Annotated in this window: 19 protein-coding genes and 2 pseudogenes; 15 read left to right on the top strand and 6 right to left on the bottom strand. The window is 65.7% G+C overall.

Going from position 1 to position 19,575, the window contains the following annotated elements; genetic code table 11:
* The 5 genes from ABS45_RS16935 to ABS45_RS16915 all read right to left on the bottom strand — a co-directional run.
* Positions 1 to 153 (bottom strand): LysR family transcriptional regulator (locus ABS45_RS16935; RefSeq protein ID WP_291557950.1); only part of this gene is annotated, 153 nt, incomplete at its 3' end.
* A 17-nt stretch (positions 154 to 170) separates the two neighbouring features.
* Entirely contained in the window at positions 171 to 1,115 is a 945-nt protein-coding gene (locus ABS45_RS16930) for an FAD-binding protein (RefSeq protein WP_026382503.1), read from the bottom strand.
* Between the two features lies 1 nt (position 1,116).
* Positions 1,117 to 1,866: an electron transfer flavoprotein subunit beta/FixA family protein gene (locus ABS45_RS16925; protein ID WP_035884627.1), complete on the bottom strand. Its 750-nt coding sequence runs from the start codon at positions 1,864 to 1,866 to the stop codon at positions 1,117 to 1,119.
* Positions 1,867 to 1,890: 24 nt separating this feature from the next.
* Positions 1,891 to 3,672, bottom strand: coding sequence for an acyl-CoA dehydrogenase (locus tag ABS45_RS16920; protein ID WP_016452523.1), 1,782 nt, complete (start codon positions 3,670 to 3,672; stop codon positions 1,891 to 1,893).
* Positions 3,673 to 3,829: 157 nt separating this feature from the next.
* Positions 3,830 to 4,531: a nitroreductase gene (locus ABS45_RS16915; protein WP_016452524.1), complete on the bottom strand. Its 702-nt coding sequence runs from the start codon at positions 4,529 to 4,531 to the stop codon at positions 3,830 to 3,832.
* A 294-nt stretch (positions 4,532 to 4,825) separates the two neighbouring features.
* On the opposite strand from ABS45_RS16915, the gene ABS45_RS16910 reads away from it, so the two are divergent.
* On the top strand, positions 4,826 to 5,854 hold the full coding sequence (locus ABS45_RS16910; protein WP_016452525.1) for an AraC family transcriptional regulator: 1,029 nt from the start codon (positions 4,826 to 4,828) through the stop codon (positions 5,852 to 5,854).
* A 22-nt stretch (positions 5,855 to 5,876) separates the two neighbouring features.
* Here the strand turns inward: ABS45_RS16910 and ABS45_RS16905 are convergent, their stop codons facing one another.
* Entirely contained in the window at positions 5,877 to 6,647 is a 771-nt protein-coding gene (locus ABS45_RS16905) for an SDR family oxidoreductase (protein ID WP_026062536.1), read from the bottom strand.
* Between the two features lie 286 nt (positions 6,648 to 6,933).
* On the opposite strand from ABS45_RS16905, the gene ABS45_RS16900 reads away from it, so the two are divergent.
* The 14 genes and pseudogenes from ABS45_RS16900 to ABS45_RS16840 form a co-directional block, all read left to right on the top strand.
* Complete coding sequence (locus ABS45_RS16900; protein WP_017405984.1) at positions 6,934 to 7,965, top strand: helix-turn-helix domain-containing protein; 1,032 nt, start codon at positions 6,934 to 6,936, stop codon at positions 7,963 to 7,965.
* A gap of 147 nt (positions 7,966 to 8,112) precedes the next feature.
* Complete coding sequence (locus tag ABS45_RS16895; protein ID WP_016452528.1) at positions 8,113 to 9,258, top strand: acyl-CoA dehydrogenase family protein; 1,146 nt, start codon at positions 8,113 to 8,115, stop codon at positions 9,256 to 9,258.
* A gap of 11 nt (positions 9,259 to 9,269) precedes the next feature.
* Positions 9,270 to 10,282, top strand: a pseudogene (locus tag ABS45_RS16890) (CaiB/BaiF CoA-transferase family protein).
* A gap of 11 nt (positions 10,283 to 10,293) precedes the next feature.
* The gene (locus ABS45_RS16885) at positions 10,294 to 11,961 is read left to right on the top strand and encodes a long-chain fatty acid--CoA ligase (RefSeq protein ID WP_291557880.1); all 1,668 of its coding nucleotides are present in this window, start codon (positions 10,294 to 10,296) and stop codon (positions 11,959 to 11,961) included.
* A gap of 27 nt (positions 11,962 to 11,988) precedes the next feature.
* Positions 11,989 to 13,170 carry a thiolase family protein gene (locus tag ABS45_RS16880; protein WP_291557878.1) on the top strand — a complete coding sequence of 394 codons (1,182 nt, stop codon included), beginning with the start codon at positions 11,989 to 11,991 and terminating at the stop codon, positions 13,168 to 13,170.
* Entirely contained in the window at positions 13,167 to 13,967 is an 801-nt protein-coding gene (locus tag ABS45_RS16875; RefSeq protein WP_023123319.1) for an enoyl-CoA hydratase-related protein, read from the top strand. Before ABS45_RS16880 ends, ABS45_RS16875 begins: the two co-directional genes overlap by 4 nt.
* A gap of 30 nt (positions 13,968 to 13,997) precedes the next feature.
* A complete protein-coding gene (locus tag ABS45_RS16870) occupies positions 13,998 to 14,750 on the top strand; it encodes an SDR family NAD(P)-dependent oxidoreductase (protein ID WP_291557868.1) in 753 nt (250 codons plus the stop codon).
* A 43-nt stretch (positions 14,751 to 14,793) separates the two neighbouring features.
* Positions 14,794 to 15,984 (top strand): ABC transporter substrate-binding protein, encoded by a 1,191-nt coding sequence (locus tag ABS45_RS16865; RefSeq protein ID WP_291557865.1) that lies wholly within the window; start codon positions 14,794 to 14,796, stop codon positions 15,982 to 15,984.
* A gap of 16 nt (positions 15,985 to 16,000) precedes the next feature.
* A complete protein-coding gene (locus ABS45_RS16860) occupies positions 16,001 to 16,768 on the top strand; it encodes an ABC transporter ATP-binding protein (RefSeq protein ID WP_291557863.1) in 768 nt (255 codons plus the stop codon).
* Between the two features lie 89 nt (positions 16,769 to 16,857).
* A pseudogene (locus ABS45_RS17665) lies at positions 16,858 to 17,139 on the top strand (ATP-binding cassette domain-containing protein); the annotation flags it as partial.
* A gap of 85 nt (positions 17,140 to 17,224) precedes the next feature.
* The gene (locus ABS45_RS17660) at positions 17,225 to 17,428 is read left to right on the top strand and encodes a hypothetical protein (RefSeq protein ID WP_366246644.1); all 204 of its coding nucleotides are present in this window, start codon (positions 17,225 to 17,227) and stop codon (positions 17,426 to 17,428) included.
* A 17-nt stretch (positions 17,429 to 17,445) separates the two neighbouring features.
* A complete protein-coding gene (locus ABS45_RS16850) occupies positions 17,446 to 18,405 on the top strand; it encodes a branched-chain amino acid ABC transporter permease (protein ID WP_291557860.1) in 960 nt (319 codons plus the stop codon).
* Positions 18,308 to 19,384 carry a branched-chain amino acid ABC transporter permease gene (locus ABS45_RS16845; RefSeq protein ID WP_291557858.1) on the top strand — a complete coding sequence of 359 codons (1,077 nt, stop codon included), beginning with the start codon at positions 18,308 to 18,310 and terminating at the stop codon, positions 19,382 to 19,384. The genes ABS45_RS16850 and ABS45_RS16845 overlap by 98 nt, the downstream gene beginning before the upstream one ends.
* Positions 19,359 to 19,575, top strand: a 217-nt coding sequence (locus tag ABS45_RS16840; RefSeq protein ID WP_291557855.1) for a hypothetical protein, incomplete at its 3' end; no start/stop codon positions are given. The genes ABS45_RS16845 and ABS45_RS16840, both read left to right, overlap by 26 nt.

The raw sequence follows: 19,575 nt of genomic DNA, 5'->3' as shown, positions 1-19,575 counted from the left end.
GGTTCGCGTGAACAGTTGCGCCCCGAGCTCTTCCTCTATCTCCTTGATGGTGCGCGACAAAGGGGACTGATCGATGTGCAGCTTTTCCGCTGCGCGGCCGAAGTGAAGTTCTTCGGCCACCGCTATAAAGCAACGTAAATGCCGAAGCTCCATGGTGTATCTCATCCAATTTAAAAGGCCTTGACGAATTCCGGCACAACTGCGAAAAGGTCCGCCTCCAGCCCGTAGTCGGCCACGCTGAAGATCGGGGCCTCGGGGTCCTTGTTGATCGCCACGATCACCTTGGAGTCCTTCATGCCGGCCAGGTGCTGGATGGCGCCCGAGATGCCGGCGGCAATGTACAACTGCGGCGCGACGATCTTGCCCGTCTGGCCCACTTGCAGGTCGTTGGGGGCGTAGCCCGCATCCACGGCAGCACGGCTGGCGCCGATGGCAGCGCCCAGCTTGTCGGCCAGGGGGGTGATGACTTCGTCGAACTTTTCCTTGCTGCCCAGCGCACGGCCACCAGACACGATGATCTTGGCGGCGGTGAGTTCGGGGCGGTCGCTCTTGGCGATCTCGCTGCCCACGTAGCTGCTCTTGCCAGCGTCGGCGGCCGCAGCAGCGGTTTCGACAGCGGCGCTGCCACCCGTGGCGGCGGCGGCGTCAAAGCCGGTGGTGCGCACGGTGATGACCTTCACGGCATCAGCAGACTGCACGGTGGCGATGGCGTTGCCGGCGTAGATGGGGCGCTCGAAGGTATCGGCGGAGATGACCTTGGTGATGTCGCTGATCTGGGCGACGTCGAGCTTGGCAGCCACGCGCGGGGCCACGTTCTTGCCGCTGGCGGTGGCGGGGAACAGGATGTGGCTGTAGTTGCCGGCACCACTGCCATGGAGTGCCAGCACCTGGGCGGCCACGTTCTCGGCGAGGCCGTGGGCCAGGCTGGCGCCGTCGGCGTGGATGACCTTGGCAACGCCGGCGATCTGGCTGGCTTGCTGTGCGGCAGCGCCGGCGTTGTGGCCGGCCACCAGCACGTGCACGTCGCCGCCGCAGGCTGCGGCGGCCGTCACGGTGTTGAGCGTCGCGCCCTTGATGGTCGCGTTGTCGTGTTCAGCGATTACGAGTACGGTCATGTCAGATCACCTTCGCTTCGTTCTTGAGTTTCTCGACCAGGGCGGCCACGTCGGCCACCTTCACGCCGGCGCCGCGCTTGGCGGGTTCGCTGACCTTCAAGGTCTTCAGGCGCGGGGCCACGTCCACGCCGAGGTCTTCGGGCTTGACGGTGTCCAGCGGCTTTTTCTTGGCCTTCATGATGTTGGGCAGCGTGACGTAGCGCGGCTCGTTCAGGCGCAGGTCGGCGGTGATGACGGCGGGCAGCGTAAGGCTGAGGGTTTCCAGGCCGCCGTCCACTTCGCGGGTCACGGCTGCCTTGTCGCCGGCGATCTCGACCTTGGAGGCGAAGGTGGCTTGCGGCAGGTCGGCCAGCGCCGCCAGCATCTGGCCGGTCTGGTTGCAGTCGTCGTCGATGGCCTGCTTGCCCAGGATCACGAGGCCGGGCTGTTCATTGTCGATCAGGGCCTTGAGCAGCTTAGCCACGGCCAGCGGCTGCAGTTCTTCATTGGTCTCGACCAGGATGCCGCGGTCGGCACCGATGGCCATGGCGGTGCGCAGCGTCTCCTGGCATTGGGACACGCCGCACGAGACGGCGACGATCTCCGTTGCCGCGCCTTTCTCCTTGAGCCGCACAGCCTCTTCGACGGCAATCTCGTCGAAGGGGTTCATGCTCATTTTGACATTGGCGATGTCCACGCCGCTGCCATCGCTCTGGACGCGGACCTTGACGTTGTAGTCAACCACCCGCTTGACGGGAACCAGGATTTTCATGGGAGGGTTTCCTTTCAGGATCATTCAGAGTTGATCATCCGCCAGGGCCAGCGTGCTGGCGGCGCCGCCCGTGACGATGTCGCGCAACATCGGCGCCTGCACTAGGACATGCGCTGCGTAGTGGCTGGCCGTGGCACGCTTGGCGCCGAGAAAGCCCGCATCGCCAGATCTCGCCGCGAGTTGCGCAGTGGCGGCTTCGGCCATGCGCGCCGACAGCCAGCCGCCGATCACCGTGCCCGCCAGCCGCAAGAAGGGCACGGCGCCCGCCGCGCACTGCGCGGGTTGGTCGTCGTGGGCCAGCAGCCAGTCGGCCGCGTCCCCCAGCGCACGCGCCGAAGCCGCTAACACGCCGCCGATCTGCGCCAACGCGGCATCGGGCATCTCGGCCAACCGGCGCGCATCGCCGTCGATGCGGCCCAGCAGTGCCTTCAGCGTGCGCCCGCCCTCGCGCGCCAGCTTGCGGCCAATCAGGTCGTTGGCCTGGATGCCCGTCGTGCCTTCGTAGATGGTCGTGATGCGCGCGTCGCGCAAGTGCTGTGAGGCGCCGGTTTCCTCGACGTAACCCATGCCGCCATGCACCTGCACACCATCGGACGTGATGCCCTGTGCGCTGTCGGTGCACCAGCCCTTGACCACCGGGATCAGCAGGCCGACCAGGGCCAGCGCCTGCTCGCGCTCTTGCGCGTCGGCGTGGCCTGCGGCGCGGTCCATCTGGCCGGCGCAGAAATAGGCCAATGCGCGCATGGCCTCGGTGCGGGCCTTCATGTCCATCAGCATGCGCCGCACGTCCGGGTGGCCGGCGATGGTGGTGCTGCCGCTGAGCAGTGGCTTGCCCTGCACCCGCTCCAGCGCGTAGGCGCGTGCGCGCTGGTAGGCGCGCTCGGCGATGCCCACGCCTTCAAGGCCGACGTTCAGCCGCGCATGGTTCATCATCGTGAACATGCAGGCCAGCCCCTGGTTCGGCTCGCCGACCAGGTAGCCGATCGCGCCCCCGCAGTCGCCAAAGCTCATCGACGCCGTGGGGCTGCCGTGGATGCCCATCTTGTGCTCGATGGAGGTGCAGGCCAGGTCGTTGCGTTCGCCCAGGGAGCCGTCGTCGTTGACCAGGTACTTCGGGCACAGGAACAGCGAGATGCCTTTCACGCCGGGCGGTGCATCGGGCAGGCGCGCCAGCACGAGGTGGACGATGTTCTCGGCCATGTCGTGCTCGCCCCAGGTGATGAAGATCTTGTTTCCGCTGACGCGGTAATGGTCGCCTTCGGGCACGGCGCGACTGCGCAGCGCGGCCAAGTCGGAGCCTGCTTGGGGCTCGGTGAGGTTCATGGTGCCGGTCCAGCGGCCCGCGACCATGGGCTCCAGGAAGCGGCGCTTGAGTGCGTCGCTGCCATGGTGCGCAATGGCTTCCACCGCGCCCAGCGTGAGCATCTGGCACAGGCTGAACGCGAGGTTGGACGACTTCCACATCTCCAGCACGGCTGTGGACACCAGCGTGGGCAGGCCCTGGCCGCCCCATTCGGTGGCAGCGGGCATGCCGTTCCAGCCGTTCTCGCAGAAGCTGGCCCAGGCTTCGCGAAAGCCATCGGCTGGCGTGACCTGGCCGTCGTGCCAGCGCGCGCCCTGCACGTCGCCGGTGCGGTTCAGCGGATCAAGCACGCCGGTGGCGTAGTGGGCAGCCTCCTGCAGGATGGCCTCGACCAGGTCGGGCGTGGTTTCTTCATGGCCCGGCTGGGCACAGATCGCATCCAGGCCTCCGACTTCCTTCATCGTGAACAGCATGTCGCGCAAGGGCGCGGCGTAGGTAGACATTGCTTACTCCTCTTTGTGGGTTCAACCCGTCTGCCCCATAGGGCATACATCCATGCATGACCCTACCCACCAGGACAAGGCCCGGTCGATCAACCGCTTCAGGGCGGCTGAATTTCTCAGGCGGCTTACGACGCGATTAGTTGGTATGACAAGATTTCTAGAAGCCGCTGAAGCGTGTGAAGTTCTCGACCGGCTCACGCTCGGTGCGCACGCGGTTCACCACGGCCGCCGGGTCGGCATAGCCCAGTGCCATGCCGCACAGGACCATCTGCCCGTCCGGGATTTGCAGGGCTTCAGCCAGAAGGCGCGGGTAAAGGGTCCACGCCATCTGCGAACAGGTATCCAGGCCTCGTGCGCGGGCCGCCAGCATGATGTTCTGTAAGAACATCCCGTAGTCCACCCAACTGCTCTGCACCATGCGCCGGTCCAAGGTGAAGATCAAACCGACCGGCGCATCGAAGAAGGCAAAGTTGCGTGCATGTTGAGCGCGCATGGCATCCGTATCTCCCTTGGAGATTCCGACTGCGGCATAAAGAGCGAAACCGCACCGACGCCGCCTGGTCAGGTAGGGCTCGAAGAACTCGGCCGGGTAGATGTCGTATTCGGACTGGTGCTCTCCCTCTTCATGGTGAAAGGCGTGCAATACACGGTCGCATAGGCGCTTCCTCGCCTCGCCCGCCACGGCAATGACATGCCACGGCTGGGTGTTGGTGCCACTGGGCGCGCTGGCTGCCACCGACAGAATCTGGGCCACCGCTTCTTGCGACACCGGGGTCGGCAGAAAGGCGCGCACGGAACGACGTTCGCGCATCACCGCATCAATCAGCATGTTGCGCAAAGGCACGGCGCAGACAGACATTCACTCTCTCCTGGTTGCTGGGCTATTCGGGTGAGCACACCGACATGCCGTTGCCGAAGAAGCATTCATGCGAATGCATCGATGCCGAACGTCCACGGGTCGTCCCTGGGTGTGCTACCAAGCGGTATTCTGGGCACTCGGCACATACGCGTCTTGCCCGCCAGTGCATGGCGAGTTGACTTTGTATGCACAAGGCAAAATCCGGTTGACCGCAGCCGGACGCTACATCGTTAGCGGGCCGTTTTCTTGGTGTAATTTCGGATTCAGCGCCAGCTATCGTTGCTCCCTTTGACCATGTTGAAACCCGTCGTCACTGTTCCTGTTTTTGCCGTGCATGGCCTGCTCGACGGCGCGCGCAGCAAAGGACTGGCCACCGAGTCCTGGCTGGATGGCGTTCTGGCGCAGGCCCGCATCGCCGAGTCGCTGCTGCATCTGGAGCAGTCGCGTGTGACCATAGAGCAATACATCGCACTCTTCAGTGCCGTGAAGAACAGCTTGGACGACGAATGCCTAGGCCATCTACACGGTCGGCCGTTGCGCTGCGGCAGCTTTGCGCTGATGGCTCGCTCTACGCTCGGGGCCAAGACGCTGGCAGCCGCCTTGCAGCGCGTGAGTGCATCCTTCGCCCTGCTGCAGGACGACGTGGCGCTTGTGCCCGTCTCTGATGGCTTGCTCAAGGGTGCTGCTCTGGACGTGCGCCACGCCCTGGGCAAACATTCAGACTTCCTGCACGGGCTGCTGTTGCGCGTTTTCTGGCGTCTGCTGGTATGGCTGCACGGCGGCCGACTGGTGCCCAGAGGGCTCGATTTTGCCTTCGAGCCACCGCCGCGTGCCGCAGACTATGCCCAAATCTTCTCGGGCACGTTGCGGTTCGGGCAGGCGCGGTCGGCGGTCTGGTTCGAGGCATCCGCATTCACGCAGCCGATGCGCCGTGACACCGCCGCGCTCCAGACCTTTTTGCGTGCCACACCGGGCAACCTGATCGGCCCGCGTCTAATCGAGCGGACAGCCAGCGCGCGGGTGCGCGCGCTATTGCAGCAAGCGTGCCCGGAGTGGCCCGATCTGACTGTCGCCGCGCAGCGCTTGCACATGTCGGTCAGCGCACTGCAGCGGCATCTGGCCGTGGAGGGCAAGTCCTTTCAGGTGCTGAAGGACGAGTTACGGCGCGACATGGCGATCGTTCGGTTGACCAGCACCGATGCCGCGCTGAGCGCCATCGCCGCCGAGTTGGGGTTCGCCGACGGCACCGCCTTCCAGCGGGCCTTCAAGTCATGGACCGGCAGCACGCCAGGCGTCTATCGTTCGCGCACCCAAAAAACGTAGCGCTGCTTCGACGCGGTCGCACTCAAAGCGACGAGCACAGATGCCCGCCATCCACTGGCACGCAGGCGCCGGTCATCCACGACCCGGCCTCGGTCGCGAACAGCAGGAACAGACCGTTGAGCTCCTCCGGCTTACCCAGGCGGCGCATCGGGATGCGCTTGATAAGCGCCTTGCCATGGTCGGTATCCCACATGGCATCGGTCATCTCGGTGTCGATGTAGCCCGGCTCGATGGCATTGACGCGAATGCCGTGGCGCGCCCATTCGAGCGCCAGGCTCTTGGTCATGTGCACGACTGCAGCCTTGGACGTGGCATACAGCATGGCGCCCGGCATCACGCGTTCGCCCAGGATCGATGCGATGTTGATGACTGAGCCTCCCCGCCCCGCATCCACCCAGCGCTGCGCGGCACGCGCGGCCACCAGCCACACGCCGCGCACGTTGGTCTCCATCAGCGAGTCGAAGTCGGACGCAGGCAGCGTGAGCGACAAGGCGTCGTTGGAAGCCCCGGCGTTGTTAACCACCACGTCGAGGATGGTGCCCGAGGCGTCTATCTCGGCGAAGGCGTCGTCGATGGACTGCTCGGAAGCCACATCCATTTCCAGCACCGTGACCTGAGGCGAACCGAGCTTTTCGAGTTCCTGGGCGAGTTTGTCGAGCCGCGCCTTGCGCCGCGCCCCAATCACTACCTTGGCCTTGCAACCAGCAGCCAGCCGAGCGAAGTTCTCGCCCAGGCCCGACGAGGCCCCCGTGACCAGCACCCGCTTGCCTGCCAGCATTGCACCCAGATCCATCATCGTCTCCTTGCATCTTCAGTTCGCCGTCGATGCCGGGAGGTTAGCGCAGGGCCGCTCGGCTGCGGGGTTGCCTCGCTCCCCCATCCGTCGAAAGAGGTGCCTTGTCAGTTGATCGAGACCATCCGTCATTGCCGCGCCAAGCACCGCTGCCTACGATTGCCTGTATGCCTTGGGTACCCTGAGCGCCGCACGAAAGCACGCCACGGTGTCGACGCTCCGGTCCCGATGGGCTGCGGCGTCCGGGGGCAGATTCAGGAGACGACAAGTGCTGCAACAGTCACCCATGGAATGGTCCATCGACCATGCGCCCATCGAGGGCAGGATAGATGCGACGGAAGCGATCCTCAAGGACTCCTTCCAGCGCTGGAGTCTTTCCTCCCCGGCGAAGCCTGCTGCATTCCAGGCGAAGTTGCGGCGACACGAACTCGCCGGAGCCTCCTTGGTATGCACCGTGACCGGTGCTTGCGTCGAGCAGTCTCCTCCTGGACATTCGTCATTCGACGATGAGTTCTGCCTGGGGCTGCAGCTGAACCTGAGCGGCCGAGTACAGTTGCAGCAGTGGGACACGCCAATCTGCGAGGGCGACATGTTCCTCTGGCGTACCGATCAGCGGCAAGACTATGAGGTGCTGGAACGAACCCACAGCGTGTCGTTGATGATTCCCTGGCAGCTCATGCGCGAGCATCTACCGGGCCGCAAGCAGCCGCCCGCAGCCTGCCGCATTGACAGTCACACAGGCGTGGGCTCACTGCTCAGCCAACACCTGATGGGGTTGGCAAAGGAGATCGGCGCCGTGCCGCCCTCCGCCCACGTCGCCCTTTGCCGCACGGTGATCGGGCTTCTGGACATTGCGCTGCCAGAGCCGGAGAGCGCCACTCGATTCACGGCCATGGCCGCGTTGCGCGAACGAGTACTTGCCTACATCGCCCAGCATTTTCAAGAGGATGACCTGAGTCCGGCACGCATCGCCGCGGCGCACGGTATTTCACTGCGTTACCTTCATGCGCTGTTTGCGCAGGGCGATACCACGGTGGTCGGCCACATCCTGGAAAGCCGATTGCAAGCGTGCTGGCGGACACTCGTTGACCCGGTCTGCCGGCATCTGCAGGTCTCGGCGATCGCCTTTCACTGGGGCTTCAACTCCACCAGCCATTTCTGCCGCGCATTCAAACAACGCTTTGGAGTGTCGCCCAGCGATGCACGCGGCATGACTGCTCACGGCTCCGCCATCGGCCCGGTCGAGTCAGCCGGGCTTTCCCTTGCACACGCAAAGTCAACTTGCCATGCACTGGCGGGCAAGACGCGCACGGGCTGAATGCCGACCATATGCCCTGGACAGACTGAGAACGCAGAGATTCGACGCTTCGCCCGCCCCGTTGTGGGTATGCGGGCATGACCCGGGGCCGCATCGCTGGCCAAGTTTTCAAACCTTCATCGTACAAACCTTCTGAGGAGCGCTCCCATGCTGCCGCAATTGCACCGTCAACCCTGGATGGACAGCGACATCGAGACCTTTCGCGACCAGGTGCGCCGCTACATCGCCGCCGAGATGGCTCCGCACCTGCCCGCTTGGCGCGAACAGGGCTACGTCCCGCGCGAGACCTGGCGGCCCTTCGGCGAGATGGGGTTCATGCTGCCCGAAATGCCCGAAGCCTACGGCGGCACCGGGGCCAGCATTGCCTACCAGCTGGTGGTACAGGATGAGTTGACCAGAGCGGAAATGCCCAACAACGTCCAGGTGAACAGCATCGCTGCGCACTACATCATGGACTACGGCACCGAGGAGCAGAAGCAGCGCTGGCTGCCCAAGCTGAGCAGCGGCGAGATGCTGCTCGGCATTGCGATGACCGAACCCGGCTGCGGGACGGACCTCAAGGCCATCGCCACCCGCGCGCGCCGTGATGGCGACCACTACGTGATCGACGGTGCCAAGACCTTCATCACCAACGGCTACACCTGCAATCTGCTGATTGTGGTCGCACGCACCGGCGAGGCGGGCAGCCGAGGCCTTTCGCTGATCGTGGTGGAGACCGAGAACCTGCCAGGGTTCCGCGTGGGCCGCCTGCTCGACAAGATCGGCCTGCATGCGTCGGACACCGCCGAACTCTTCTTCGACGGGGTGCGCGTGCCGGTCGATCAAGTCCTGGGGGGCGTCGAAGGGCTTGGTTTCAAGCAGTTGATGGGCCAGTTGCCCTACGAACGCATGACCATCGCCGTGCCTGCGGCGGCCATCATCGACCGGGCCCTGGAACTCACCGTCGAATACACGAAGGAGCGCAAGATTTTCGGCGCACCGCTGTTCGAGATGCAGACCACGCGCCACAAGCTGGCCGAGATCGCCACCACCGCTCACGTGGTGCGCACCTTCGTCAACGACTGCATCCAGCGGCTGCTGGACGGAAAGCTCGACGCCGAAGCCGCGTACATGGCCAAGTGGTGGTGCAGCGAGCAGCAGTGCCGCGTGGTGGACGAGTGCCTGCAGATGTTCGGCGGCTACGGCTACATGTACGAATACCCGATCGCGCGCATGTACACCACCTCGCGCGTGCAGAAGATCTACGGCGGCGCGAACGAGGTCATGAAAGAACTGATTGCGAGGAAGCTGTGAACGCCTCGCACATGCTGCAAAAGCCACTGCACGGCGTCCGTGTGGTGGAGTTCGAAGGGATCGGGCCGGGCCCGCTGGCCGCCATGATGCTGGCCGACATGGGTGCCGAGGTGATTGCGCTGACACGGGCCGAGCAGGCCGCCGGGGCGCAGCCGCTGGGCGGGGCGGCGGCCAACCCGCTGCACCGGGGCAAGACGGTCGAGATCACCGACCTGAAGTCGCCCGGCGGCAAGGCGCGCGCCCTGGATCTGATCGGCCAGTCCGACGTTCTGATCGAAGGCTTTCGCCCCGGCGTGATGGAACGGCTGGGGTTCGGCCCCGCCGAATGCGCGGCGCGCAACCCCAAGCTGGTCTATGGCCGGATGACGGGCTGGGGCCAGGACGGCCCGCTCTCCCGGGCCGCTGGCCACGACCTGAACTACGTGGCGCTGACGGGCCTGCTGTCGCTGTCGGCCCGCAAGGGGCAGATGCCCATCGTGCCGCCCTCGGTGCTCGGGGACGCGGCCGGGGCGCTGGGCATGGCCTTCGGTGTCGCCTGCGCGCTGGTCGATGCGCGCGGTAACGGTAGGGGCAGTGGCCGCGGCCGGGTCGTGGATGCCGCCATCATCGACATCGTGGCCATGATGGGCACGCTGGTGCATTGGATTCGCGCCAATGGGCAGATCGACGGCACGAAGCCGAGCCCGTTTCACGATTCGCCGTTCTATGACGTGTACGCCTGTGCCGACGGCGGCTTCATCAGCCTCGCGGTGGTGGAGCCCGCGTTCCACGCACTGCTGCTGTCGAAGCTGGGCCTGACGGACGTGAACCCTGCCGACCAGTACGACACGACGACGTGGCCAGCGCTGAAGGAGCGCATTGCGGCCCTCATCCGCAGCCAACCCAGGGCGCACTGGTGCGCGTTGCTCGAAGGCAGCCGCGGCATCCGCACAACGCGGCACGGGGTATCTACCAGACCACCCCCTCCGGCGCCATCGAGGCGGCCCCGGCCCCACGGTTCCAGGCACTCAACGCAATTACTTAGGAGACCAGAAAATGACCAGCACCACCCAGCCCATCCGCGGCTGCCCGTCCACCACGGGCAACGAACGCCAGCTCAACACCACGACGCTGATCCGGCACGCCGCGCGCACCCACGGGGACCAGGAGATCGTCTACCGCACACCCGATGGCGGCTGGGATCGCTACACCTATGCCGACTGCTACGCGCGCGTCTGCCGCAGCGCCAATGCGCTGCGCGCGCTCGGTGTCGAGCCGGGCGACCGCGTCGGTGTGCTGGACTGGAACAGCCGGCGCCACTTCGAGCTGTACTGGTCCATCCCCGGCCTGGGCGCGGTCATGCTGCAGATGAATCTGCGCCTGGGCGCCGAGGACCTGGGCTACGTGGTCGGCCACAGCAAGGTGTCTTACGTTTGCGTGGACGAGTCCTTGCTGCCGATCGCCGAATCCGTCGCAGCGAACTCGCCCCAGATCAAGGGCTGGATCGTGATGACCGACAAGCCGCTGGACCAGATCAAGACCACGCTGAAACCGCTGCTGCACTACGAAGACCTGCTGGCCGCTGCTGATGCCAAGATCGACTGGCCCGAGATCGACGAAACCTCGGCTTACAGCGCCTGCTACACCACCGGCACCACGGGCAAACCCAAGGGCGTGTACTACTCGCACCGCGGCATCTACCTGCACTCCACGGGCATGGCCACCAACATGGGCATGACGCTGGACGACTGCGTCATGCTCATCACGCCCATGTTCCACGGGCAGTGCTGGGGCTTACCACAGGCCGCCACGCTGCTGGCCGACAAGATCGTGCTGCCGGGACGCTACGCTGCCGAGGACACCAAGCCGCTGGTCGACACCATGATTGCCGAGGGCGTGACCATCACCAACGGCGCACCGGCCATCTTCCAACCGATGCTGCAGTACATCGAGACGCTGCCGGTCAAGCCGGACTTCAGCCGCATGCGCATGCTGTCCGGCGCGAGCGAGCCGCCGCTGTCGATGATGATCGGCTTCCACGAACTCACGGGTGCCGAGGTGGTGCACGGCTACGGCGCCACCGAAGCCACGACGCTGGTGACCGTCAACCGCCTCAAGCCCACGTTGAGGAAGCGCTTGACTCAGGACGAGCGGTGGAATCTCAAGCGCAAGCAGGGCCTGGTCCTGACCGGCGTGGACATCCGCATCCTCGATGCCAACGACCAGGATCTGCCGCACGACGGCCAGTCGGCCGGCGAGATTTGCCTGCGCGGCCCCTGGATCACGACCAGTTACCACGACATGCCCGATTCGGGCGATCGCTTCCTGGAGGGCGGCTGGTGGCGCTCGGGCGATGTCGGCACGGTGGACGAGAACGGCTACCTCAAGGTTACCGACCGCATCAAGGACGTGATCAAGAGCGGTGGCGAATGGATCTCTTCCATCGACATGGAAAACCTGCTCATGGGCCACCCAGCCGTGCGCGACGCCGCGGTGGTCGGGGTTCCGCATCCGAAGTGGCAGGAGCGGCCGCTGGCCCTGGTGGTGCTGAGGCCCGGCCAGCAGGCGACCCAGGAGCAATTGCAGGAACACCTGACCAGCGCCTTCGCAAAGTGGCAGTTGCCGGATCAGATCCTGTTCGTCGAGACCATCCCCAAGACCAGCGTCGGCAAGATCGACAAGAAGCGCATCCGCGCCGAGCACGTGGGCCGCTACACCGAGTGAGCCAACCTTTTGCTACAGGAGAACAACATGAATGATCATGAACCCGTCATCGTTGGTGCACTGCGCACCCCCGTGGGCAAGCGCGGCGGACGCTTGCATAAATGGCATCCCGTCGACCTGATGGCCGAGACGCTGCGCCAGTTGGTCGAGCAATCCGGCATCAACCCGGCGGATCTGGACGACGTGATCGTCGGCTGCGTGCTGCAGTGGGACCAGCAGCACGGCAACCTGGGGAGGCATGCCGTGTTGGCGGCGGGGCTGCCCGAATCCGTCCCGGCAGTGACGGTCGATCGGCAATGCGGCTCTGGCCAGCAGGCGGTGAGCTTTGCCGTGCATGGTATCCAGGCGGGCGCCTACCAGTTGGCCATCGGCGGGGGGGTGGAGTCGATGTCGCAGGCGCCGCTGCCGCCGTCGTTCAAGCCCGGCGCGCCGCTCGGCTCGCAATACAGTCCGCGCGAGCTGGCGCGCTACCAGGACAACCCGCTGATACCGCAAGGCGTTTCGTCGGAGTTGCTGAACACGCGCTTCGGTCTTACGCGTGAGACCCTGGATGCCTCTGCCGTGCGCAGCCATCGGCGCGCCACCGAGGCGATGCAGGCCGGCCGCATCAAAGATCAGCTGGTGCAGCTGACCGAGGATCCGGCCGACCCGAACAGCCCGATCGTCGCTGCCGACGAGGGCGTGCGCGCCAACCCCGACCCCGAGAAGATGGCCACGCTCAAGCCGGCGTTTGCCGCCAACGGCACCACCACCGCCGGCAACTCGTCGCAGGTCAGCGATGGTGCCGCCGCGCTGCTGATCGCCAGCCGCGCTTATGCCAAGCAGCACGGCCTGAAGCCGCGTGCGCGCTTCGTCAGCACCGCCGTGGCCGCCGCCGATCCGGTGATCCAGTTCACCGCCGTGCTCGATTCCACCCGCAAGGCACTGAAGGAAGCGGGCCTGAGCATCAACGACATCGATCTGTTCGAGGTCAACGAGGCCTTCGGCGGCGTGCCGCTCATGTTCCAGCAGGAATTCGGCGTCCCGGACGACCGCCTCAACGTCAATGGCGGCTCGATGGCCATCGGCCATCCGCTGGGCTCCACCGGCGCGCGGATGCTCACCGACCTGCTGTACGAGCTGGAGCGCCGGGGTGGTCGCTATGGCCTGCAGACCATTTGCGAGGCCTCGGGCACGGCCAACACCACCATCATCGAGCGGCTGGCATGAGCGGGGCCAACATGAGCGAATCCAGCGAAGTGCTCGTCAGCCGCGAAGGCGCCATCGTCACCTTGACCATCAACCGCCCCCGTGCGAAGAACAGCTTGAACCGCGCGGTATTCGATGGCCTGCGCGCGCAGCTTGCGCAACTGCGCGACGACGATGCCGTGCGAGCCGTCATCATCACCGGCGCCGAGGGCGTGTTTTGCGCCGGAGCTGACATCACGGCGTTCGAGGTGCTGCGCGCCGCGCCGCTGCTGGGTGATCGCGCAGCGACGGGCTGGGACTTCTTTTCGGAACTGGGGAGCTTCCCCAAGCCCGTCATTGCGGCGGTGGAAAAGGTCGCGCTGGGCGGCGGCATGGAACTGGCGCTGGCCTGCGACATCGTGATCGCCGGCGAGTCAGCCAAGTTCGGCGTGCCGGAAGTCAAGCTGGGTGCCATTCCCGGTGCTGGCGGCACCCAGCGCCTGATCCATGCCATCGGCAAGTCCAAGGCGATGGCTCTGCTGCTGACCGGCGATTTCATCGACGCCCGCAAGGCCTGCGACGTCGGCATCGTCGCCGAAGTGACTGCTGACGGCCAGGCCCTGCCGACGGCGTTGGCGATGGCCAGCCGGATTGCGGCCAATTCGCCGCTGGCCGTGGCGCTCGCGAAAGATGCGGCCTTGGCCAGCTTTGAAACTCCACTCGCGCAGGGCCTGGAGCATGAGAAGCGCAATTTCTTCGTCGTTTTGCGTTCGGCCGACAACCTGGAAGGGCAAGCGGCATTCCTGGACAAGCGTGCCCCCAACTTCACTGGCCAATAACGCCTGTCTGTCATCTATCAAGGAAAAACCATGAAACTGAATTCCGACATTTCTGCCGTCATCACCGGGGGGGCTTCCGGTCTGGGAGCTGCCACGGCCCGGCTCTTGGCCAGCCACGGCGTCAAAGTCGCCATCTTCGACATGAACGAAGCCGTCGGCCAGGCGTTGGCAACGTCCGAGGAGCAGGTGGACGCAGCCTTCGCCAAGGCCCGCGCCGCGATCGGGCAGGAACGCGTTCTGGTCAACTGCGCCGGCACGGCCGACGCCGTCAAGACTGTCAGCCGCGACCGGAAAACGGGTGAGATCCGCCCGAGTGCGGTGGATCGCTTCAATCGCATCGTGCAGATCAACCTGGTGGGTACGTTCCGCTGCATTGCCAAGTCGACGGCGGGCATGCTGGCGCTGGAACCGCTGGCCGACGGCGACCGCGGCGTCGTGGTCAACACCGCTTCGGCCGCCGCAGTGGACGGCCAGGTCGGCCAGGCCAGCTACGCCGCCAGCAAGGCCGCCGTTATGGGCATGACCTTGCCGATCGCGCGCGACCTGATGGACGAAGGCGTTCGCGTCAACACCATCCTGCCGGGGATCTTCGGCACGCCCTTGCTGCTGGCCCTGCCGGACAACGTCAAGCAGGCGCTGGCGGCCAGCGTGCCCTTTCCCTTTCCCAAGCGTTTGGGCGACCCCGATGAATTCGCGCAGGCCGTCGAGTTTCTGGTCACTTGCGGCTACATGAACGCCGAGTCCATCCGCGTGGATGGTGCCCTTCGCATGGCGCCGCGCTGACGCATCAATTCACCTGACCCATCCAACCACCACAGGAGACATCATGCAGAAAAGACAATTCATCACCATGCTTTCCGGCGCCATGCTGGCGGGCGTTTCTGGTCTGACCCGCGCGCAGGGCGCGGGCACCCCAGGCGTGACGGACAGCGAAATCAAGATCGGCTCGACCCTGCCGCTCAGCGGCCCGGCCGCAGGCTATGGCGCCGTCGGCAAGGCCATGTCTGCATGGTTTGATCTGGTCAACGCCGAGGGCGGCGTGAATGGGCGCAAGCTCAAGCTGGTGCTGGCCGACGATGGCTACAGCCCGCCGAAAACCCTGGAGCAAGTGCGCCGCCTGGTGGAGCGCGAGCAGGTGGCTTTCATCGCGGGTCAGATAGGCTCGTCCACCGGGCTGGCGACGCGTAGCTATCTCAACAACGCCAAAGTACCGCAGCTCTTTGTTTCGTCCGGTGCCGCCACGTGGTTGGACGATGCGGCCAAGTTCCCCTGGAGCATGGGCTGGCTGCCCCTGTACACCGACGAAGGGCGCATTCTGGCCAGGCACATCCTGCAGACGCGGCCGAACGCGAAGATCGCCATGTTCTACCAGAACGACGATGCCGGCAAGGATGTGCTGCGCGGCATGAAGGAGGTTCTGGCCGCCGCCGGAAAGCCGCTCGTGCGCGAAGAATCGCACGAGGTGTCCGATCCGACGGTGGACTCGCAGATCGTCTCCATGCAGGCCTCGGGCGCGGACGTGCTGGTAGCTTGGGGTTCGCCCAAAGCCACCCTCCAGTCGCTGCGCAAGGCCCATGACATCGGCTGGCGGCCGACGATCTACATCAACCCGAGTGCGTCTTCGGTGCCCATGGTGCTGACCCCGGTGGGGCTGGACAAGGTCAAGGGCGTCATGAGCGCCGCGTTCGTCAAGGATCCGGGCGACCTGACCTGGAAGGACGACCCCGGGTTCCAGGCCTGGCATGCCTTCATGGACAAATACAACAAAGGCGCGGCCAAGGAGTACCTCACCGTGCTCGGTGCTTGCCTTGGGCAAGTGACAGTGCAGTTGCTCAAGCAGTGCGGCAACGACCTCTCGCGCGAGAACATCCTGCGGCAGGCGCGCCGCCTGGACATGGAGTTGCCCATGATGCTGCCGGGCCTGCGTGTCAAGACCAGCGACGCCCGCCCTCACCCGATACCGGACATGCGCATCCAGCAGTTCGATGGCACGAGCTGGAAGGTGATGTCGTCCTGACGGGTCGAGCGCAGCGATGGAACCCATTCTTTCCGTACGCGATCTGACGATCCGCTTTGGCGGCGTCGTTGCGCTGGACGCCTTCTCGATGGACGTGCCTGAGGGCAGCATCTTCGGCCTGATCGGGCCGAACGGGGCCGGCAAGACGACCTGCTTCAACTGCATCAGCGGCCTGTACCGGCCCACACGCGGCAGCGTGCGCTTCGGCCACGCTGAACTGACACGCCTGCCGCGCCACGGCGTCGCCCGGCTGGGCCTCAGCCGTACCTTCCAGAACGTGGCGCTCTACCCGTCGCTCACGGTGCGCGAGAACGTGATGGTGGGCGCGCACGCGCGGCTGCCGGTGTCGATGCTGGGTGCCGCGCTGCGCTCGCGCGCCGTCCGTGCCGCCGAGGAAGAAATCGCACACTCGGCCGACGCGGCCCTGGCCACGCTGCGGCTGTCTGCGTATGCGGACCGGGGCGTGGCGGAACTGCCAGTGGGCATCCAGCACCGCGTGGAAATCGCGCGGGCGCTGGTGACGCAGCCCAAGCTGCTGCTGCTCGACGAACCTGCCGCTGGCCTCACCGCTGGCGAGGTCGATGAACTGCGCGAGGTGCTGCTGCGCCTGCATGAAGAGTTGAAGTTGAGCATGGTGGTCGTGGAACACAACATGCGCTTCGTGATGAAGACCTGCTCCGACCTCGCGGTGCTGAGCTTTGGCCGCAAGCTCGCCCAGGGCTCGCCCGAGGAAGTGGCCAACAACGACGCCGTGCTCGATGCCTATCTGGGAGGTGTGCTGTGACCCAACGGCTTGAAATCCGCAACCTCGCGGTGGCCTATGGCCGCACGGCGGTGGTGCATGGCATCGACCTGCACGTTCAGGCGGGCGAAATGGTGGCGCTGCTCGGCGCCAACGGCGCGGGCAAGACCTCCATCCTGCGCGCCATCAGCCACCAGCAGGTGACGGCCACGGGCACGCTGCGCTTCGAGGGCCAGGACATCATCGACATGGCCGCGCCCGCCATCGCCTCGCTGGGCATCGCCCACGTGCCCGAGGGGCGCGGCACCTTCGGCGACCTGACGGTGCTGGAGAACCTGCGCGTGGGCGCCATCCACCGCCGCGACAAGGACGGCATCGAGCAGGACATCGCCCGCATGCAGACGCTGTTCCCCAAGCTGTCCAGCCGCGCGAAGCAGGCGGCGGGCACGCTCAGCGGCGCTGCTGCTGGACGAGCCCTCGTTCGGCATCGCGCCGCGCGTGACGCAGGAGATCTACGAACTCCTGCACCAGTTGCGCGAAACCGAGCACCTCACGGCCCTCATCGTGGAGCAGAACGCCCAGGTTGCGCTGAACCTGGTCAACCGGGCCTATGTGCTCGAAAGCGGACGCATCACCGCCCAGGGCACCGCTGCCGAGCTGCGCGAAGACGACGCCGTGCGCCGCAGCTACCTCGGCCACTGAACAAACAAAGGTTCACCATGCAAGCATTTCTTCACCAGATAGCTTCGGGCCTGGCGGCGGGCGGCATCTATGCCAGCTTGGCCATCGCGCTCGTGCTCATCTACCGCTGCACTTCGTCCGTCAATTTCGCGCAGGGCGAACTGGCGATGTTTTCCACCTACATGAGCTGGGCGCTGGTTCAGGCTGGCGCGTCGTGGTGGGTAGCCTTCGCCGTCGTGGTCGTGGGTGCGTTCCTGCTCGGGCTGGCGCTGGAGCGGGTCATCTTCCAGCCCCTGCGGCACAAGCCGGTGCTCTCGGTCGTGGCGGCCAGCATCGCGCTGCTCATCATCCTCAACAGCCTGGTCGGCTGGCTGTTCGGACATGAGATGCAGGAGTTCGCCACGCCGTTCGGTGGTGTTCTCCGCCGTGCCGAGCCCTTTCTCTCGGCCCATGAGGTCGGCGTTCTGCTCGTCACCCTTGCCGAGCTGGCGGCGGTGTTCGTGTTCTTCCGCTTCACCCGCTTCGGCCTGGCGATGCGCGCGGTGGCGGTGAACGCGCCGTCGGCAGAGCTGGTGGGCATCAGCACCAACAAGGTGCTGGCCGTGGGCTGGGGCCTTGCGGCGGTGGCCGGTGCCGTGGCAGGGCTGATGGCCGCGCCCATCGTGTTCCTGGAGCCGTCGATGATGATGGGGCCGCTGATCTATGCACTGGCGGGCGCGCTGCTGGGCGGCATTGCCAGCCCCGTGGGTGCCGTGGCCGGGGGCTTCGCCATCGGGGTGCTGGAGAACCTGCTGGGCGCCTATGTGGTCGGCAACGACCTGAAGCTGACCTGCATCATGTTGCTGATCATCGCCATGCTGGTCTTGCGGCCCGCCGGCATCTTCGGCAAGACGGTTTACCATGAACGCCCCACTCAACATCCGCCCGGCGGCATCGCCCACCTGGTTGCGCTGGACGGCCTCGGTGGTCGGGCTCGCGCTGCTGGCCTGGTCCTTTAGTTGGCAAAGTTATCCGTTGTACGTGATGACGCAGGTGCTGATCTATGGCATCGCCATCATGGGCCTGAACCTGCTCACCGGCTACACGGGCCAGATCTCGCTCGGCCACAGCGCCTTCTTCGCCATCGGTGCCTATACCGCGGCGGTGCTCTCGCATCACCTGGGCTGGCCGTTCTACGTGGGCGTGCCGGTGGCGGCGCTGTTGTGCTTCGTGGCGGGTTTCCTCTTCGGCTTCCCGGCGCTGCGGCTGCCCATGCTTTATCTGGCGCTGTCCACCTTCGCGGTGGCGGTCGTGACACCGCAGGCGCTCAAGTGGAAAAAGATCGAGTGGCTGACCGGCGGCGTGGCGGGGATCGTCCTGGAAAAACCTGTGTTCCCAGGGGTGCTGGCCGACCGGGCGGACTGGGCCATCATGGCCTGCGTTGCGGCCTGCGCGCTCTGCGCCTTCCTGCTGGCGCGGCGGATTCTCGGCTCGCAGTTCGGCCGCCTGGTGGACGCCTCGCGCGACCAGCCGCTCGCGGCGGCGGCGGGCGGGCTCGACATCACCGCCCTGCGCACGCAGATGTTCGGCCTCAGCGCGGCGTTCACCGGCCTGGCCGGTGCCCTGAGCGTGGTGTGCCCTGAGCGTGGTGGCGGGCCAGTTCGTCGCGCCCGAGAACTTTCCCTTCCTGCTCTCGGTGTCCCTGCTGGTGGGCAGCTTCGTGGGCGGGGTGCGGAGCCTGTGGGGCGCCTTCCTGGGGGCTGCTTTCATCGTGCTTACGCCCAACCTGGCCGAGAGCGTGTCGCAATCCGCCCCGTGGATGATTTTCGGCTTCGCACTGCTCGCAATGGTCTTCCTGGCCCCAAATGGCTTGAGCGGCTGGATCACCAGCCTCTGGCGCAGGCGTGCAAATTCCTCATCCGCCCAGTCTTAGACGCTTTCCATGCAGCCCGTCTTCGTCGCTGGCACGGGCATGACCCGTTTCGGCAAGCACATTGACTGCGGTCTCAAATCGCTCGCCGCCGAGGCGATTGGCGAAGCCATTGCCAATGCAGGCATCACCCCGTCCCAACTGCAGGCGGCCCACATGGGCAACGCCGCTGCTGGTGTCATGGCCGACCAGGTGCTGATCCCCGGACAGGTGGCGCTGCGCGGCATGGGCATCGGGCGCATTCCGGTCGTCAACATCG

The sequence above is a fragment of the Comamonas sp. SCN 65-56 genome (assembly GCF_001724135.1).
Lineage (GTDB): Bacteria > Pseudomonadota > Gammaproteobacteria > Burkholderiales > Burkholderiaceae_C > Comamonas_C.
The sequence above is the reverse complement of the archived record's forward strand: the minus strand, read 5'-3'. Positions and strand labels throughout refer to the sequence as shown.

Excerpts from the sequence above, each read along its gene's own strand:
- ABS45_RS16930 (WP_026382503.1), bottom strand. The coding sequence starts at position 1,115 with ATGACCGTACTCGTAATCGCTGAACACGACAACGCGACCATCAAGGGC.
- ABS45_RS16925 (WP_035884627.1), bottom strand. The coding sequence starts at position 1,866 with ATGAAAATCCTGGTTCCCGTCAAGCGGGTGGTTGACTACAACGTCAAG.
- ABS45_RS16920 (WP_016452523.1), bottom strand. The coding sequence starts at position 3,672 with ATGTCTACCTACGCCGCGCCCTTGCGCGACATGCTGTTCACGATGAAG.
- ABS45_RS16915 (WP_016452524.1), bottom strand. The coding sequence starts at position 4,531 with ATGTCTGTCTGCGCCGTGCCTTTGCGCAACATGCTGATTGATGCGGTG.
- ABS45_RS16910 (WP_016452525.1), top strand. The coding sequence starts at position 4,826 with ATGTTGAAACCCGTCGTCACTGTTCCTGTTTTTGCCGTGCATGGCCTG.
- ABS45_RS16905 (WP_026062536.1), bottom strand. The coding sequence starts at position 6,647 with ATGGATCTGGGTGCAATGCTGGCAGGCAAGCGGGTGCTGGTCACGGGG.
- ABS45_RS16900 (WP_017405984.1), top strand. The coding sequence starts at position 6,934 with ATGGAATGGTCCATCGACCATGCGCCCATCGAGGGCAGGATAGATGCG.
- ABS45_RS16895 (WP_016452528.1), top strand. The coding sequence starts at position 8,113 with ATGCTGCCGCAATTGCACCGTCAACCCTGGATGGACAGCGACATCGAG.
- ABS45_RS16885 (WP_291557880.1), top strand. The coding sequence starts at position 10,294 with ATGACCAGCACCACCCAGCCCATCCGCGGCTGCCCGTCCACCACGGGC.
- ABS45_RS16880 (WP_291557878.1), top strand. The coding sequence starts at position 11,989 with ATGAATGATCATGAACCCGTCATCGTTGGTGCACTGCGCACCCCCGTG.
- ABS45_RS16875 (WP_023123319.1), top strand. The coding sequence starts at position 13,167 with ATGAGCGGGGCCAACATGAGCGAATCCAGCGAAGTGCTCGTCAGCCGC.
- ABS45_RS16870 (WP_291557868.1), top strand. The coding sequence starts at position 13,998 with ATGAAACTGAATTCCGACATTTCTGCCGTCATCACCGGGGGGGCTTCC.
- ABS45_RS16865 (WP_291557865.1), top strand. The coding sequence starts at position 14,794 with ATGCAGAAAAGACAATTCATCACCATGCTTTCCGGCGCCATGCTGGCG.
- ABS45_RS16860 (WP_291557863.1), top strand. The coding sequence starts at position 16,001 with ATGGAACCCATTCTTTCCGTACGCGATCTGACGATCCGCTTTGGCGGC.
- ABS45_RS16850 (WP_291557860.1), top strand. The coding sequence starts at position 17,446 with ATGCAAGCATTTCTTCACCAGATAGCTTCGGGCCTGGCGGCGGGCGGC.
- ABS45_RS16845 (WP_291557858.1), top strand. The coding sequence starts at position 18,308 with ATGAACGCCCCACTCAACATCCGCCCGGCGGCATCGCCCACCTGGTTG.